This is a genomic window from Amycolatopsis sp. A1MSW2902 (assembly GCF_017312175.1).
GTDB classification, from domain to species: domain Bacteria; phylum Actinomycetota; class Actinomycetes; order Mycobacteriales; family Pseudonocardiaceae; genus Amycolatopsis; species Amycolatopsis nivea.
Window position 1 is genome coordinate 2,189,042 of record NZ_QJPO01000001.1, and the last position, 14,366, is coordinate 2,203,407.

The 14,366-nt window shown below is 69.8% G+C and carries 14 protein-coding genes; 12 read left to right on the forward strand and 2 right to left on the reverse strand.

Annotated elements, in window-relative coordinates; translation table 11 throughout:
• Positions 1–103 precede the first annotated feature (103 nt).
• From DMP23_RS10005 to DMP23_RS10060, 12 genes are read left to right on the forward strand one after another with little or no spacing between them, the layout of a single operon-like run.
• Entirely contained in the window at positions 104–1,789 is a 1,686-nt protein-coding gene (locus DMP23_RS10005; RefSeq protein ID WP_337820876.1) for a DUF6801 domain-containing protein, read from the forward strand.
• Positions 1,790–1,824: 35 nt separating this feature from the next.
• Entirely contained in the window at positions 1,825–2,571 is a 747-nt protein-coding gene (locus DMP23_RS10010) for a hypothetical protein (RefSeq protein WP_337820877.1), read from the forward strand.
• On the forward strand, positions 2,568–3,362 hold the full coding sequence (locus DMP23_RS10015) for an MlaE family ABC transporter permease (protein ID WP_134666825.1): 795 nt from the start codon (positions 2,568–2,570) through the stop codon (positions 3,360–3,362). The genes DMP23_RS10010 and DMP23_RS10015 overlap by 4 nt, the downstream gene beginning before the upstream one ends.
• Complete coding sequence (locus DMP23_RS10020; RefSeq protein ID WP_134666823.1) at positions 3,363–4,178, forward strand: MlaE family ABC transporter permease; 816 nt, start codon at positions 3,363–3,365, stop codon at positions 4,176–4,178. It abuts the gene before it with no gap.
• Positions 4,175–5,359, forward strand: coding sequence for an MCE family protein (locus DMP23_RS10025; RefSeq protein WP_134666821.1), 1,185 nt, complete (start codon positions 4,175–4,177; stop codon positions 5,357–5,359). Before DMP23_RS10020 ends, DMP23_RS10025 begins: the two co-directional genes overlap by 4 nt.
• Positions 5,356–6,372, forward strand: coding sequence for an MlaD family protein (locus DMP23_RS10030; protein ID WP_337820878.1), 1,017 nt, complete (start codon positions 5,356–5,358; stop codon positions 6,370–6,372). The genes DMP23_RS10025 and DMP23_RS10030 overlap by 4 nt, the downstream gene beginning before the upstream one ends.
• Complete coding sequence (locus DMP23_RS10035; RefSeq protein WP_240690791.1) at positions 6,369–7,379, forward strand: MCE family protein; 1,011 nt, start codon at positions 6,369–6,371, stop codon at positions 7,377–7,379. Before DMP23_RS10030 ends, DMP23_RS10035 begins: the two co-directional genes overlap by 4 nt.
• Positions 7,379–8,377, forward strand: coding sequence for an MCE family protein (locus DMP23_RS10040; protein ID WP_337820879.1), 999 nt, complete (start codon positions 7,379–7,381; stop codon positions 8,375–8,377). The genes DMP23_RS10035 and DMP23_RS10040 overlap by 1 nt, the downstream gene beginning before the upstream one ends.
• Complete coding sequence (locus DMP23_RS10045) at positions 8,374–9,345, forward strand: MCE family protein (RefSeq protein WP_337820880.1); 972 nt, start codon at positions 8,374–8,376, stop codon at positions 9,343–9,345. The genes DMP23_RS10040 and DMP23_RS10045 overlap by 4 nt, the downstream gene beginning before the upstream one ends.
• On the forward strand, positions 9,345–10,451 hold the full coding sequence (locus tag DMP23_RS10050) for an MlaD family protein (RefSeq protein WP_337820881.1): 1,107 nt from the start codon (positions 9,345–9,347) through the stop codon (positions 10,449–10,451). Before DMP23_RS10045 ends, DMP23_RS10050 begins: the two co-directional genes overlap by 1 nt.
• Positions 10,448–10,954, forward strand: coding sequence for a hypothetical protein (locus tag DMP23_RS10055; protein ID WP_337820882.1), 507 nt, complete (start codon positions 10,448–10,450; stop codon positions 10,952–10,954). Before DMP23_RS10050 ends, DMP23_RS10055 begins: the two co-directional genes overlap by 4 nt.
• Positions 10,951–11,571 carry a hypothetical protein gene (locus DMP23_RS10060; RefSeq protein ID WP_337820883.1) on the forward strand — a complete coding sequence of 207 codons (621 nt, stop codon included), beginning with the start codon at positions 10,951–10,953 and terminating at the stop codon, positions 11,569–11,571. Before DMP23_RS10055 ends, DMP23_RS10060 begins: the two co-directional genes overlap by 4 nt.
• Positions 11,572–11,658: 87 nt before the next feature.
• On the opposite strand, the gene DMP23_RS10065 is transcribed toward DMP23_RS10060, so the two are convergent.
• Positions 11,659–12,855, reverse strand: a complete 1,197-nt coding sequence (locus tag DMP23_RS10065; RefSeq protein ID WP_337820884.1) for a PucR family transcriptional regulator — start codon at positions 12,853–12,855, stop codon at positions 11,659–11,661.
• A 31-nt stretch (positions 12,856–12,886) separates the two neighbouring features.
• Entirely contained in the window at positions 12,887–14,221 is a 1,335-nt protein-coding gene (locus DMP23_RS10070; RefSeq protein WP_337820885.1) for a helix-turn-helix domain-containing protein, read from the reverse strand.
• Positions 14,222–14,366: the final 145 nt, after the last annotated feature.

The following is a 14,366-nucleotide window of genomic DNA, read 5'->3' on the forward strand; positions in this document are numbered from 1 at the left end:
GAATTCCGGCTGGCGTGACAAAGAAATGTCCGGGAGGTGGTGTGCGGGCAATCGCGGCGGTATTTTCCGGAAACATTGTCCCGATTCCCCGAGGTGGCGAGCCGTGAAGTTTCCGTGGAAGTCGAGAAAAGCGGCCGGTGCGCTGGCCGCCCTGACCGTCGCGAGCGCCGCGGCGGCCGCCACGCTGGCCGGGGCCGGGCTGTCGCAAGCCGCGCCGGCCAGCCTGACCCTGAACTACACCTGCCCGTTCCCGCTCATCGGCGACCAGGTGCTCGCGGTGAAGATCGACACCAATCTGCCGGACAACGCGGTCGCGGGTTCGGCGTCCACGCCGATCAAGTTCGACGTGGACGTCACCGTCCCGGAGACCGCGACCGAAGGCCTCGCGCTGGTCGGCGCCACGACCCTCGACGGTTCGGCCAAGGCGGCGGCCCAGCTCAAGTATCCCGTCGACAAGACGCTGAACCTCGGTCTGCCGCTCACGATCCCCTCGACGCCGGTGCCGCCCTCCGGCGCGTTCCACGTCAAAACCAGCGGCCAGGCCCCGGCCGTGACGTTCCCCAGCGCGGGCACCGCGTCGGTGACCGTCGGGAACTTCAGCACGACGATGACCCCGCGCACCGCGTCCGGCCAGCCCACCGACCTCGGCACGTTCACCTCGGACTGCGTCGTCGTCCCCGGCCAGAACCAGCAGCTGGGCACCTTCGAGATCAAGCCCGGCGGCGGCACGACGACGCCGACCTCCCCGGCTTCCTCGACCTCCTCGACCGTGCCGACCTCGTCCACCGAGCCGACCTCGTCCACCGAGCCGACCTCGCCGACCTCGCCGACGTCGTCCACCGAGCCCACTCTGCCGACGTCTCCGACCGAGCCCACGTCGACGCAGCCGACTTCGCCCACCCAGCCGACGTCGTCCACGGAACCGACGCAGCCCACTTCCTCGACGCAGCCAACGTCCTCCACAGAACCGACGCAGCCCACGTCCCCGACCCAACCGACGTCGTCCACCGAGCCGACCCAGCCCACCTCGCCAACCTCACCAACCTCGCCGACCGAGCCGACCCAGCCCACGTCCTCGACGCAACCGACCTCGCCGACCTCCTCCACCGAACCAACCACGCCGACGTCCCCGACCCAGCCGACGTCCCCGACCCAATCCACGGAACCGACCACCCAGCCGACCCAGCCCACCACGACGCCGCCGGGCAGCACCTCCTTCACCTACTCGCTCCGCGGCAAAACCACGCTCAAGCAACTGCACGCCACCCTGCCGCTCGGCCCCGGCAAGCTCGAAGCGAAGCTCGACGCGGCCGCGGGCACGTTCGACGCCCGGTTCGCCCTGCCCGCGTCGGACGTGCACTTCCGGCTGTTCGGCTTCCTCCCCGCCTCCGCGACGGTCAAGCTGAGCCAGGCAGGCGCGATCGACGGCACCTTCGCCAACGGGACGGCCAAGGCGAACGCGAAGGTGGACGTCCGGCTCGCCAAAGTGCGCCTGCTCGGCTTCCCGGTCATGACCTCGAACTCCTGCCGCACGAAAACTCCGGCTCAAGTGCCGCTCGCGTCGGCGTCCGGGTTCGACCCCGCCGCGGGCGGCAAGCTGACCGCGACCTACGCCATTCCGGCATTCACCGGCTGCGGTTTCCTGACCGGCCTGATCACCGATCTCGCCTCCGGCCCGGGCAGCAAACTGGACGTGACGCTCACCCGGAAGCGAATTCGTCCCGCGAAAACGCCGACCGGCGTGACAAGAACGCGAAAATCCTTGTGCGGCAACGAGAATCGGCATTAGCTTCGGAAAGGATCGCCTTCGATGAGGAAGTCCGAATGTCTGCGCTGACCCGGTTCTCGCTGCCGCTGGTGCTGGTGCTGGCCGCGTTCTCGCTGGGCTCCGCGCAAGCCGCGCCCGGCGACGACGCGCCGGCACCGGCGCCCGCGGCCGTCAATTTCCCCGTCGGGTTCTATGTCGGCGACGCACAGCAGCCCACCACCAGCCACGTCGCGAAGCTGGGTTCGGACATCAGCTTTCCGCAGGGCCGGTTCGACGGCGCCCTGCTCGGCCTCAGCGGCCGCGTGCCGCTGACCGGCAAGCTCAGCATCCCCGTGACCGAAAGCTATTTCGTCGCCTTCCGCTTCATGCCCGCCACCGGCACGGTCGAACTCGTCCCGGACGGCGACGTCACCGGCACCACCCAGGTGCTGACCGGCAAGGACACCAACTGCAAGCAGACGGGGACCAACCTTTGCGCCGATTCCGAGGTCACCGCGAAGGTCTTCGTGAAGCTGTCGAACGTCAAAGTGGACGGCAAGCCGCTCGACGTCGGCCCGGACTGCCGCACCGCCCAGCCCGCCGAGGTGACCCTGAAAGCCTTGCTGCCGCTGGCTTTCCCCGCGCCGCCGGCGAAGGTGACGACCACCTTCACGACGCCGCCGTTCGCCGGCTGCGTCGGCCATGAGGACTACAGCCGCTTGTTCACCGGGCTGGTTTCCGGGCCGGGCAACACTTTGACGACCGATCTGGTGCTCCGCTGCGTCGGCAGCTCGGGCCCGAACGGGTGCGGGACGGCGCCGTGACGACCCTGCTGACCCAGCTCCCGCAACGGGCGGCGAGCGGCCTGCGCGAGTTCGGCCGGATGTGCGCGATGGGGCTGGACATCATCCTCGCGATGTTCCGCCGTCCCTACCAGGTCCGGGAATTCGTCCAGCAGTTCTGGTTCATCGCCAGCGTGTCCATCTCGCCGGCGATCCTCGTCTCCATCCCTTTCGGCGCGGTGATCTCGCTGCAGCTCGGCTCGCTCACCAGCCAGATCGGCGCGCAGCAGTTCAACGGCGCGGCGAGCGTGCTGGCCGTCGTGCAGCAGGCCAGCCCGATCGTCACGACGCTGATCATCTCCGGCGCGGGCGGCAGCGCGATCTGCGCCGACCTCGGTGCGCGCACCATCCGCGAGGAGATCGACGCGATGGAGGTGCTCGGCGTTTCGGTGATCCAGCGCCTGGTCGTGCCGCGCGTGCAGGCGGCGGTCCTCGCCTGCGTCCTGCTCAACGGACTGGTCAGCGTGGTCGGCGTGCTCGGCGGCTACTTCTTCAACGTCATCGTCCAGGGCGGCACTCCCGGGGCCTATCTGGCCAGCTTCAACGCGCTCGCGCAGCTGTCCGATCTCGTTGCCAGCTCGGTGAAAGCGGTCATCTTCGGCTTCCTCGCCGGGGTGGTGGCGTCCTACCGCGGCCTGAACCCGAAGGGCGGGCCGAAGGGGGTCGGCGACGTCGTCAACCAGTCGGTCGTCATCACGTTCCTGCTGCTGTTCTTCGTCAACACCGTGCTGACCGCCCTGTACCTGCAACTCGTTCCGGCGAAGGGAACCTGAGTGGTCAACCTCAGCAAGCCCGGCGACAAGCTGTTCGACCTCGGCGACCAGCTGCTGTTCTACGTCCGCGCGCTCGCGGCCGTCCCGCTCGCGGTGACCCGCTACTCGCGCGAGGTCGTGCGGCTGCTGGCCGAGGTGACGTTCGGCAGCGGCGCGCTTGCGGTGATCGGCGGCACGATCGGCGTGATGGTCGGGCTGTGCGTGTTCACCGGCGTCACGGTGGGGCTGCAGGGATTCAGCGCGCTCAACCAGATCAACATCTCGGCGATGACGGGCTTCCTCACCGCGTACTTCAACACCCGGGAGATCGCGCCGCTCGTCGCCGGGCTCGCGCTTTCGTCCACGGTGGGCAGCGGGTTCACCGCCCAGCTCGGCGCGATGCGGATCTCCGAGGAAATCGACGCGCTCGAGGTGATGGCCGTGCGGAGCATGCCGTACCTGGTGACGACGCGGATCGTCGCCGGGTTCGTCGCGATCATCCCGCTGTACGTCATCGGTTTGCTGATCTCCTACCTCGGCTCCCGGCTGACCACGGTCGTCTTCTTCGGACAGTCCGGCGGCACCTACGACCATTACTTCACGCTGTTCCTGCCGCCGGGCGACGTGCTGTGGTCCTTCGGGAAAGTGCTGGTCTTCAGCGTCGGCGTGATCCTCACGCACTGTTTCTACGGTTACCGCGCGAGCGGCGGACCGGCCGGCGTCGGCGTCGCGGTGGGCCGGGCCGTGCGGACGTCCATCGTGCTGATCAGCGTGCTCGACCTGTTCCTCTCGCTCGCGATCTGGGGCGCGACCACCACGGTCAAGGTGTCCGGATGAACCGGGCGGCCACGCAGCTGGCCGGGGTCGCGTTCCTCGGCGTGCTCGCCCTGCTCGGGTACCTCGCGGTGGCGATCTACGACAAGGATTTCGACGACTCGGTGCTGGTCACGCTGGAGGCGGACCGGGTCGGCAGCCAGCTCGCGCCGACGGCCGAGGTGAAGGTCAAGGGGGTGCCCTTCGGCGAGGTCCGGGCGGTGCGCAGCACGCCGTCCGGAGCCGAGATCGACCTGGCCCTCGACCCGGCGAAGATCGGGCAGCTGCCGGGCAACGTCTCCGCGCGGCTGCTGCCGAAGACGGTGTTCGGCGAGCGGTACGTCAACCTCGTGCTGCCCGCTCGCCCGGTCGGCGCGCTGCGTGCGGGCGACGTCATCACGCAGGACCGCTCGGCCAACGCGATCGAACTGGAGCGCGTGCTGGGCGATCTGCTGCCGCTGCTGCGGGCGGTCCAGCCGGAGAAGCTGAACAGCTCGCTCGGCGCGATCTCGCTCGCCCTCGACAACCGCGGGAAACCGCTCGGCGACAGCATCGTGCAGCTGCAGGACCTGCTGGCCAAGCTGAACCCGTTGCTGCCGCAGTTCAAGGCGGACATCACCGGACTCGCCGACGCCGCCGACGTCTACACCGGCGCGGCGCCGGACATCCTCCAGGCCTTGAGCGATTTGTCGACTACCGCGAAGACCATTGTGGACACTCGCGCCGACCTGGGCAGTCTCTACTCGAGCGTGACCGGGGCAGCCGGGAACCTGAACGATTTCCTGCGGAAGAACGCGGACAACCTCATCGGAGTGTCCGCTGCGAGCCGGCCGTCGCTGGAGCTGCTGTCGCGGTACTCGCCCGAGTTCCCGTGCCTGTTCGACGCCGTCAACCGGCTCAAACCGCTGATGGAGAAAGCGCTCGGCAAGGGAACGAACGAACCGGGCCTGCACGTGACGCTGACCGTGCAGGACCCGCGCGACAAGTACGTGCCCGGCCGCGACAGCCCGCGCTACGACGCGACCGGCGGCCCGAAGTGCTACGGCGGCGGCGCGGCCCCGGGAGGCGATCTCGGCCCGGCGAACTCGCCGGGGGAGCGGCAGCTGGTCGCCGAACTTTTACGGCCCTCGTTGGGAGAAGTCCCGGATTGGAGCAGTGTCCTCATCGGGCCGGCACTGCGCGGAACGGAGGTGACTGTCCGATGAGGAGCGTCGCGGGACCTGCGTTCAAGGGGTTGCTTTTCTTTGTCGTCACCGTGTGCGCCACCGCGGTTTTGGCGATCACAATCGCGAACTCGGGCGTGGGTACGACGGTCGGCTACACCGCCCGCTTCACCGACGCGACCTCGGTCAACCCCGGCGACGAGGTCCGGATGGCAGGCGTGCGGATCGGCCAGGTCGACGAGGTGCGCGTGGTCGAGCACCGGCTCGCCGACGTCACCTTCTCCGTCGACCGGACCCACCGGCTCACCGCCGCGGCCTCGGTCGTGATCCGCTACCGCAACCTGGTCGGGCAGCGCTATCTCTCGGTCGACCCCGGCACCGCCGAAACGGCCCCGACGCTCGGCGACGGCGCGTTGATCCCGCCGGACAAGACGAAACCGGCGCTCGACCTGACCACGTTGTTCAACGGCTTCAAACCGCTTTTCCAAGCCCTGTCGCCGAAAGACGTCAACCAGCTGTCCTTCGAGATCATCCAGGTCCTGCAAGGCGAGGGCAGCACGATCGAAAGCCTGTTGCAGCACACGGCGTCGCTGACGTCCACTTTGGCCGGAAAGGACGCCGTGATCGGCAAGGTGATCGGCAACCTCAACACGCTCCTCGACACCGTGAACGCGCAGGGCGACCAGTTCGACGCGCTCGTGGACACGACAGCACAACTGGTCACCGGCCTCGCCGCGGACGCGAAACCGATCGGCCAGGCCATCGGCGGCCTCGGCGAACTCACGACATCCACCGCCGGGCTGCTGCAGGACGGCCGCCAGCCGCTCAAGGACAGCATCTCCGCGCTCGGCGACCTGTCCAAGAACCTCGCCGACAACACCCCGGTGTTCGAGCAGTTCCTCGCCAACTTGCCGAAGAAACTCGACCGCATCGGCACGATCTTCTCCTACGGCTCGTGGGCGAACTTCTACCTCTGCTCCGTGCAGACCGACGCGAAGCCCGCGCCCGGCGGGCCGATGCCCGGCATTCCGGTGACCGCTGCGAGGTGCCGGTGAAACCGCCGCGCATCAAGCCGTTCCGGCTGCGCAACCCCATCGCCGTCGGTGCGGTGACCGCGCTGGTCATGGCACTGATCGGCACCGCGACCTTCTTCTCCGACGACCTGCCGATCATCGGCGGCGGCACGACCTACAAGGCGGAGTTCCGCGAGGCCGCCGGGCTGCGGCCGAACGACGAGGTCCGGGTCGCCGGGGTGAAGGTCGGCGAGGTCACCGAGGTCGGGCTGGCCGGCGACCACGTCGAGGTGCTGTTCCGGGTCAAGGACGCCTGGGTGGGCAACCGGACGACCGCGGCGATCAAGATCAAGACCTTGCTGGGCCAGAAGAACCTTGTGCTCGACCCGGTCGGCAACGGCGAGCTGAACCCGGACCAGCCGATCCCGGTCGAGCGCACGAGTTCGCCGTACGACGTCACCGCGGTTTTCAACGACCTGGCCGGAACCGTCGGGGCCATCGACACCGGCCAGCTCGCACAGGCGTTCCGCACGCTGTCGGAGACGCTCGGCGCGTCGGCGCCCAGCGACGTCCGGACCGCGTTCAACGGGATCGCGGCCCTGTCCCAAACGCTCGCGTCCCGCGACGACGAGCTGGTGAAGCTGTTCCAGAACACCAACAAGGTCTCGAAGACCCTCGGCGAGCGCTCCGGTCAGATCCAGGCCCTCATCCGCGACGGCACCACGCTGCTCAAGGAACTGAACGACCGCAAGGACGCGATCGCGAAGCTGTTCAGCGGGATCAAGAATCTGTCGATCCAGCTGCGCGGACTGGTCGCGGAGAACCAGAAAACCCTGGGTCCCGCACTCGACCAGCTCGACCGCGTCGCGACCGTGCTCCAGCGGAACCAGGGGCGGCTCGAGGACAGCCTGCGCCTGGCCGGACCGTTCTACCGGCTGCTCGGCAACGCCGTCGGCAACGGCCGCTGGATCGACACCTATCTGTGCGGGCTCGTCCCGAACGGCGCCGCACCGGGCAGCTGCCTGCCACCGAAGAACGGGGGACGCTGATGGCGCACCAGCTCATCGACCTGGGAGCCCACGCGCGACGGCGGGCCCGGCTGCGCGCGCTCGCGCTCGGCGTGGTGTGCGCGCTCCTGGTCACGGCGGGATGGCAGCTGGCGACCGCGCCGCGCGAGCGCACTGTGACCGCGTATTTCAGCGCCGCCGTCGGCATCTACCCGAACTCGGACGTGCGCGTCCTCGGGGTCGCCATCGGCTCGGTGTCCCAAGTGGAGCCGAACGGCACCGACGTCAAAGTGACCATGACGCTCAAGCCGGACGTGCGGCTGCCCGCGAACGCCGGCGCGGTCGTCATCACGCCCAGCCTGGTCGCCGACCGGTACGTGCAGCTCACGCCCGTCTTCACCGGCGGGCCCGAGCTGCCCGACGGCGCGTCGATCCCGCGCGAGCGCACCGCGACGCCGGTCGAGGTCGACGATCTGCTGCGCAGCCTCAACCAGCTGATGGCGGCGCTCGGCCCACAGGGCGCCAACAAGGACGGCGCGGTCAGCGACGTCCTCACGAAGTCGGCCGCGTACCTCGACGGCAACGGCGCGACGATCGGCCAGGCGATCAAGAATCTCGGCGAATTCGCCCGCGCGGCAAGCGATTCCAAGGACGACCTGTTCAGCTCGGTGGACAACATCAGCAAGTTCACCGCGATGCTCGCGGCGAACGACGGCCAGGTGAAGCAGGCCATCGCGCAGATCGCGTCGCTCAGCAAGGTCCTCGCCGACCAGCGCGACCAGTTCTCCGGCGCGCTGACCGAACTGACCCAGGCTCTCGGCGTCGTGCAGGGATTCATCAAGGACAACCGGGGCAAGGTGCAGTCCGATGTGGACAAACTGGCTGGGGTCACGAAGGTGCTGGTGAACCAGAAGGACTCGCTCGCCGAGGCGCTGAGCGCCGCCCCGAACGCGCTGACCAACCTGCTCGGAGCCTACGACCCGGACGCCGGCGTCATCGACGGCCGCGGCAACCTCCTCGAATTCCCGGAGACGAAATGAAATCCCTGGCGAAGGCCGCCGCGGTGCTGACGCTGGTCCTGGTCACCACCGGATGCGGGACCGGGGTGAGCGTGTACGACCTCCCGCTGCCCGGCGGCGCCGCGCTCGGCGACCACCCGATCCACGTCACCGCGAGCTTCGCCGACGTGCTGGACCTCGTGCCGCAATCCGGCGTCAAGGTCAACGACGTGCCGGTCGGCCAGGTCACCAAGGTGCGGCTCGCGCCGGACGGGCACAGCGCGATCGTGGACCTGGTGCTCAACGGCGACGTCGACCTGCCCGCCAACGCCGTCGCGCGGCTGCGGCAGGCCAGCATCCTCGGCGAGAAGTTCGTCGAACTGGCCCCGCCGCCCGACGCCTCCCCGACAGGCAAGCTGGTGGACCGCGCGGTCATCCCGCTCGACCGCTCCACGCTGACCCCGCAGATCGAGGAGGTCTTCGGCGCGCTTTCCCTGCTGCTCAACGGCGGCGGCGTGGCGCAGGTCCAGAACATCAGCCACCAGCTCAACGCGGCGCTCGGCGGCAAGGAAACCGCGGCCCGCAGCCTGCTGTCCAGTTTGGACACGCTGGTCAAGGGGCTCGACGAACAACGCGGCGAGATCACCCGGGCGATCGAGAGCGTCAACCGGCTCGCCGAAACGCTGAACGCGCACACCGACCAGATCACCACGACGCTCAACGGCCTGACCCCGGGCATCAGCGTGCTCAACCAGCAACGGGAGGCGCTGGTCGGGATGCTCAAGTCGCTCGACGGGCTGACCTCGGTCGCCGTCACCACGGTCAACCGCAGCAAGGACGACCTGGTCGCCGATCTGCAGGCTCTCGCGCCCCTGCTGCGGCGGCTGGCCGATTCCGGGGACAAGCTGCCGAAGGCGATGGAGATGATCTTCACCTTTCCGTTCCCGGACGCCGCGCTGGACGCGATCCGCGGCGACTACCTCAACGGCTTCCTGAAGACAGGCCACTGATGCTGACCCGGTTCGTGCGCGTCCAGGTGACGCTGTTCGTCGTCATCGCCGTTGTCGGCGTGGCCTACGTCGGGGCCACTTATGCCGGTCTGGACAAGGTGTTTTTCGGCCGCGGCTACACCGTGAAGGCCCAATTCCCCACCGGCGGCGGCATTTTCACCAACGCCGAGGTCACGTATCGGGGAGTGCCGATCGGCCGGGTCGGGCAGCTCCGGCTCACGTCCGCTGGAATGGAAGCGGATCTCGAGATCGATTCCGGCACCGCATCCGTCCCCGCCGACACCGAGGCCGTCGTCGCCGATCGGTCGGCAGTCGGCGAGCAGTACGTCGACCTGCGGCCGCGCACCGCTGGCGGGCCGACGCTGCACGACGGTTCGGTGATCACCCAGGACAACACGAAGATCCCGCTTCCGGTGGACACTGTGCTGTCTACTGTGGACTCTTTCGCGTCGTCGGTGCCCAAGCCCGCCCTGCGCACCGTCGTCGACGAGCTGTACAACGCGACGTCCGGCGCCGGTCCCGCGCTGGACCAGCTGGTCGGCCGCGGCATCGAATTCGTGCAAGCCGCGAGCGCGCACGTCGCGCCCCTGACCCAGCTCGTCACCGACGCACACACCGTGCTGGACACCCAAGCGCAGCAGGCGGACGCGATCCGCAGCTTCGGCGCCAATGCCAAACTGCTCGCGTCGACGTTGAAGCAATCCGACGGCGACCTCCGCAAGCTCATTCCGGCAGTGCCCGCCGCGGCGAACGAGGTCGGTTCGCTGATCCGCGACTCCGGGCCTCAGCTGGGCGTGCTGCTCGCGAACCTGCTCACCACCGCGGACGTCCTCGAATCCCGGCAAAGCGGGATCCGGCAGCTGCTGATCACCGCGCCGCGGGCAGTCGGCGCGGCCAGCGCGGTGGTCCGGGCGGACGGGGCGCATTTCGGACTGTCGCTGTCGTTCTTCGATCCGCCGCCGTGCACGACGGGATACACGACGCCGTACCGCGACGGTCTCGACACCTCGACCAGACCGCTGAACACCGCCGCACGCTGCGCGCTGCCGAAGGGCGACCCGACGAACGTGCGCGGCTCGCAGAACGCACCGGGAGGACAGCCGTGAGGATTTTCGCGTCGCTGGCCCAGATCGCCGCGGCCCTCGCGACCGCGGCGGCCGGCTGGGCCGGGTACACCTGGTGGCAAGCCGCGCACGACGACGGCGTCGCGCGCGCGGTCGTCCGGGAGGATGCCTTGCAAGCCGGGCGTTCCGCGATCGCCGGACTGACCACTTTGGACTACCGGCAGGCGGCGGCCGGATACCAGCACTGGCTGGACGTGTCCGGCGGCGCCCTGCACGACGAGCTGGCGCAAGACCGCCAAGGCAGCCTCGACCGGATCGCCCAGGCGAAAACCGTCACCACCGGGAAGGTGACCGACGCCGCGGTGACCGAAGTGGACACTGGCGCGGGCACGGCGAAGCTGATCACCTCCGTGGAACTGGTCGTGACGCCCGCCGGTCAGGAGGCGGTGACCAAACGGTCCCGGTTCCAGGCCGAGCTGACCCGTGCTCCGGACGGATGGCGGGTCACCGCACTGGGCCAAGTCCCGGCAGGGGAGGCACCGTGACCACGCGAACGAAGAAGCGGACCGTGAAAGTGGCCGGACGCCACGGTGATCCGGCACCGGAACCGGACGACACCGTCGAAGAGCCAGCGGCACCGGTCGAGGAGCCAGCTTCGCCGCCGCGGAAACGCCGAGCACCACTGGTTTTCGCGGCTGTCGCGGTCGTGATGGCCGCGCTGGCGGTGTGGTTCACCGTCGAGGCGCGCGACACGAACGCGGTGGTGGCGCACAACACCGCGCTGTCCGACGTGTCGGGCACCGCGGACGCGGGCAAACAGATCAGCGCCGCGCTCGGCACGCTTTTCTCCTACCGCTACGACGATCCGGCCCGCAACGACCGGGCGGCCAAGGACCTGCTGACCGGGGCCGCGCTCACCCAGTACACCCGGTTGTTCGGCCAGGTCCGCCAGCTCGCCGCCGAACAGAAGCTCGTCGTGACCTCGACCGCCGTCGCGTCTGGGGTGAAGCTCCTGGACGGCGATCGCGCGGCCCTGCTGGTGTTCCTCGACCAGACCGGCACGCGCGGCGACGGGCAGCGCAGCACCGGGGCCGCGCAGCTGAGCGTCACCGCCGAACGGATCGACGGGAAGTGGCGGATCACCGGGATGTCCGCCGCCTGAACGCTCCGGCAAAGTGCGTGAGGGGAACCCTGCGGGAATCAGATTCCGTCAGGGTTCCCCGCACGCATCTCCGCGCCGGGGCAGCGTTCAGACCAGGGTCGCGCGGAGGGCGAGGATCAGCTCGAAACGGTCGTCCGGGTCCCACAACCGGCCCTCGAACATCGTCTCCAGCTCCTGGGCGCGAGCGCGCACGGTCTGCGGATGGATCGCCAGCCGGTCCGCCACCTCGCGGACGTTCCCGCGCGTCTCCAGCCAGGCCAGCAACGTCCTGGCCAACCGGCTGTACTGCTTCGCCGTCAAGGCGGCCAGCGGAGCCAGCCGGCGGCGGGAGACATTCGCCGGGAGCAATGGATCCTTGTGCAGCAAGAGGGTCGAGAGGTGATCCGCGCACCAGGTCAACGGTTCGTCCGGGAGCACGTTGGCCGCGACCAGTTGCAACGCCTCCCGGGCCGCCGTCAGCGAGCGGCCCGCGCGGTGCGGGGGCACCGGCGGGCCGACCGCCGCCCGATGTCCGGACAAGGCAGCGGCGAGCGGGCCTCGTTCCTCGGGCATCGCCAGCAACAACCGCGGTGCCGCGTCTTCGAGGTCTTCGAGAGCGTCGAGCCCGACGACGTCGGCCGGTCCGTCGAACGCGACCGCGACCAACCGCCCTGGCAACGGCCACGCCGCGTCCGAGGCGGCTTCCTCGAGGATCTGGATGGGCGTCGGCGGGTCGGAGAGCAGCAGATCCAGCAGCCGGCGCCGGCGGCGTTCCCGCGCGCCCGTCGCCCGGGCCCGAGCGGCGGCGTGTCCTTCCACCGACAACGCCGACAGCTCGTCGATGTAGGCGAAAATCGCTTCGGCCAGCAGGCACAACGTCGCCGACGGCACCCCGGCCCGGGTGCCGACCTCGGCCATCCGCCGCCAGGTCACGCGCGCACCGACCCGGTACGCCGCCTGCAGGACGTCGAGGTTGCGGCCCTGCTCGAACTCGTGCACGCCCAGCGCGACGAACACCCTCCGGCGGTCGTCGGCCACCGCGCCCGCCGCCGCGATCCGGTCGACGAACTGCAGGAGCGCCGTCTGCACCCCGCCGCGCAGCGCTTTGCCGAACGGGCCTTCGAGGGGTTGCGCGTAGCCGGGCACGGTGCGCTGGATTTCGCGCAGCACCTCGTCGGCGACGTCCAGCAGCCGAGGCCGGAAAACGGCGGCCAGTTCGCGGGGGAGCATCGCCCACAGCCGCCCCGGCCGTCCGTCTCCGCTCAGCATCGGTCCGAAGGCTGTCTCGCCGGACAGTCCTGTCACATGCCTCACCACTTCGCTGGGATGACGCGGTTCAGGAGCCGAGCAGCGCTTCCGCGCGCAGGGCGATCTCCAGGTCGAGCCGGTCGTCGGCGTTGTCGAGCCGCGCGCCGAACAGTTCGGTGAGCTGGTGCATGCGGTACCGGACGGTCTGCGGATGCACCTTGAGGATCTTCGCGATCTCGGGTGCGCTGCCCCGGGACTGCAGCCAGATCAGCAGGGTCTCGCCGAGCCGCGCGCGCTGTTTCGGCGTGAGGTCCCGGAACGGCTCCAGGCTGCGCTCGCACAGTTCGCGGACCAGGAATTCGTCGGCGAGAAGCCACAGCGTCGACAGGTGGTCCGCGCAGTGCGTGACCAGCGCGTCCGGCAGCACGCCGCGCTGGACCAGCCGCAGCGTCCGGCGCGCCCAGAGCAGCGACCGCGGCGCGTCGGCGAGCCGGACGGCGGGGCCGAGCACCGCGCGCCAGCCGGGCAGCCGCTCGGCGAGGTCGGCCAGATGCTCGTCCGGGGCTCCGGTGACCAGGCACGGTTCGGCGCCTTCGAAGTCGACGAGGACGTCCGGATGGAGGTCGGGGGTGGCGAGGCGATGCTGCCCGGAACGCGGTTCGAGGGCGACGACAGTGACCTCTTCCGGGAGCGCCCACTGCGCGGCGGCGGCCTGCGCGGCGATGGTCTGCGGCGCGGACGGCGGATCGGCGAGCAGCAGGTCGAGCAGCCGGCGCCGGCGGCGGGCCAGGTTCCCGGCCGCGCGGGTCTGTGCCGCCGTGTAGCCCTCGATCGACAGCGCGGAGATCTCGTCGACGTAGGCGAAGATCGCTTCCGCGCTGGTGCAGAGCGTTTCCGCGGGGAGCCCGGCGGTCTGCCCGAACTCCGAGAGGTGCCGCCACGCCACCCGCCCGCCGACCCGGTAAGCGGTCTGCAGGCAGTCGAGGCTGCGGCCCTCGGCGAACTCGATCTTGCCCAGGTCGCGGAAGACCGCCGACCAGGCGGCGGCGGGAGCGGCCGCGGGCTTGCCGACGCTGTCGAGGCACTGCACGATCGCCTGCCGCACGCCCTGGGTGATGACGTGCCCGAACGCGCCTTCGATCGGCTGCCGGTACTCCGGCACCGCCAGCTGGACCTCGCGCAGGATGGCCGTCGCCAGCGGATCGACCCGCGGCGTGAAGCGGACCGCCAGCTCGCGGGGGAGCGACGCCCACAGCCCGAGCGCGCTGGAAGCCCGGACCGGCCGGGTTTCCGCGGGGCTCCGAGGGGCGGGCGGGACCGGCCCGGAACGCGGGCGGGCGGAAGGTCCGGCGGTGCGTTCGCCGGGGTGCGGCCGGTAGCCCAGCGGTGCGGGACGGACGAACCCGGAGTCCACGTCGGTCATGTTTTTATCCTTGCTGGCAACAAAACCGGCCTCTTCGCGGTCGAAGCCGATCCAGATTTTGCGGCACAGGCAACATAATTTCCCCGGAACGGCACTGTCAACGGGCCGGTGACCGCCGGGTCCGTCGCCCGTCCGGACTACACCC

Excerpts from the sequence above, each read along its gene's own strand:
- DMP23_RS10010 (WP_337820877.1), top strand. The coding sequence starts at position 1,825 with ATGTCTGCGCTGACCCGGTTCTCGCTGCCGCTGGTGCTGGTGCTGGCC.
- DMP23_RS10025 (WP_134666821.1), top strand. The coding sequence starts at position 4,175 with ATGAACCGGGCGGCCACGCAGCTGGCCGGGGTCGCGTTCCTCGGCGTG.
- DMP23_RS10030 (WP_337820878.1), top strand. The coding sequence starts at position 5,356 with ATGAGGAGCGTCGCGGGACCTGCGTTCAAGGGGTTGCTTTTCTTTGTC.
- DMP23_RS10040 (WP_337820879.1), top strand. The coding sequence starts at position 7,379 with ATGGCGCACCAGCTCATCGACCTGGGAGCCCACGCGCGACGGCGGGCC.
- DMP23_RS10045 (WP_337820880.1), top strand. The coding sequence starts at position 8,374 with ATGAAATCCCTGGCGAAGGCCGCCGCGGTGCTGACGCTGGTCCTGGTC.
- DMP23_RS10050 (WP_337820881.1), top strand. The coding sequence starts at position 9,345 with ATGCTGACCCGGTTCGTGCGCGTCCAGGTGACGCTGTTCGTCGTCATC.
- DMP23_RS10070 (WP_337820885.1), bottom strand. The coding sequence starts at position 14,221 with ATGACCGACGTGGACTCCGGGTTCGTCCGTCCCGCACCGCTGGGCTAC.